At 46.1% G+C, this 1,509-nt stretch carries 1 pseudogene; it reads left to right on the forward strand.

The annotated features are described in order from the left end of the window. Positions 1 to 149: 149 nt before the first annotated feature. A pseudogene (locus GIW04_RS30635) lies at positions 150 to 743 on the forward strand (polysaccharide biosynthesis protein); the annotation flags it as partial. Between the last annotated feature and the right edge of the window lie 766 nt (positions 744 to 1,509).

Below are 1,509 nucleotides of genomic sequence, written 5' to 3' on the forward strand. Positions count from 1 at the left end.
GCTGGCTCATGCCACGCAGCAGACTGACCTGGATATCGGAGCGTTCTTCAACGCTGAGTTCGTGATAAGACATGGCAACACCCTACCGGAAAGGTCAGGTGTTGCACTCAGTTTTTGCCGCCGCCTTCAATGGGGATTCTGCCCAGGCCCACGTCAACAAAACACGCTTTACTATGGTCCGTTTCGGTAATGTTTTAGGTTCTTCTGGCTCTGTGATCCCCTTGTTTCACAAGCAGATCAAAGCCGGCGGCCCCCTGACGGTGACTCATCCCAAGATTACTCGCTATTTCATGACTATTCCCGAAGCTGCCCAATTGGTCATCCAAGCGGGATCTATGGGTCTGGGCGGTGATGTATTTGTACTGGACATGGGAGAGCCGGTGAAGATTGTAGAATTGGCTGAGAAGATGATTCACCTGTCCGGTTTAAGTGTACGTTCTGACAAAAATCCCCATGGCGATATTTCCATCGAATTTTCCGGGCTACGTCCCGGTGAGAAACTCTACGAAGAGTTGTTGATCGGTGACAATGTTGTCGCTACGCAACATCCGATGATTATGAGTGCTAACGAAGACCACTTGTCTTGGGATGTACTCAAGGAAAAACTCACCGAGTTGCTGGCCGCAGTTGATCATGATGACTACGCTCGTGTCCGACAGCTTCTGCGTGAAACTGTTAGTGGTTACGCCCCTGACGGGGAAATCGTCGACTGGATCTATCAGCAGCGTCGGCTGGCTCCCTGAATATTTCACCATGCTAATGCATTAGCCTATACTTGGTCCGTTAGAAACTCCCCACATCCCCCCTAAAATATGCGATGCATTAGGGGGTATTGAATATCTGCGGACCTTTACGCCTTTGCGATCGGACCTGACCCCTGCTGATTGTCAATCACGGACTTCATGGAAAATAAATATTTTGAAAAACAAGTCGGTCAGCACTGATTGAACTGTTTTCCGAAGACCCATACTCTTGATTTTTGGATCTTAACTATTCGTACCATACGCCAGATTTTTGCGTAACGTCTAGGTATGATCGGAAATGTCATTTTGGTCGGAAACGCGTGTAAGGGAATTAGCGCTGGGTTTTCGGTATGAAGATATTGATATAATAACTCGAACTTGGCTAGCATGTAATCACGCATATGAATCGCCACCAGTATATTAACGGACTCTATGCATTTATTATTCTGTTTGTAGTAATTTTTCGCATTTTTCCTTCGAAGCCACAGCCTGGAATCGTCGAAGCGGATGTTTGTTACTTAAAGGTTTTGGTTATTTTTTCATTATATTCAAGAGCCTGGGTAAGGGGCAGTTTGGTTTTTTGTATGCGTGAGGTTGAACAGACGCCTTTGGCACAATTTTACTTGCCGCTCTGGCGGTTTTTTAAGTTGCTGGCAATTGTTCTCGCTACTCATGGGAGGTTGTATGGTTAGATGAAGTTAAATTATATTGATTGCTATGAATTAGCGACGATGACTGGGTCAGCAGGCGGCGTGTTGTTCTATTT

The sequence above is a fragment of the Pseudomonas sp. PA-4-8C genome (assembly GCF_021606625.1).
Lineage (GTDB): Bacteria > Pseudomonadota > Gammaproteobacteria > Pseudomonadales > Pseudomonadaceae > Aquipseudomonas > Aquipseudomonas lactis.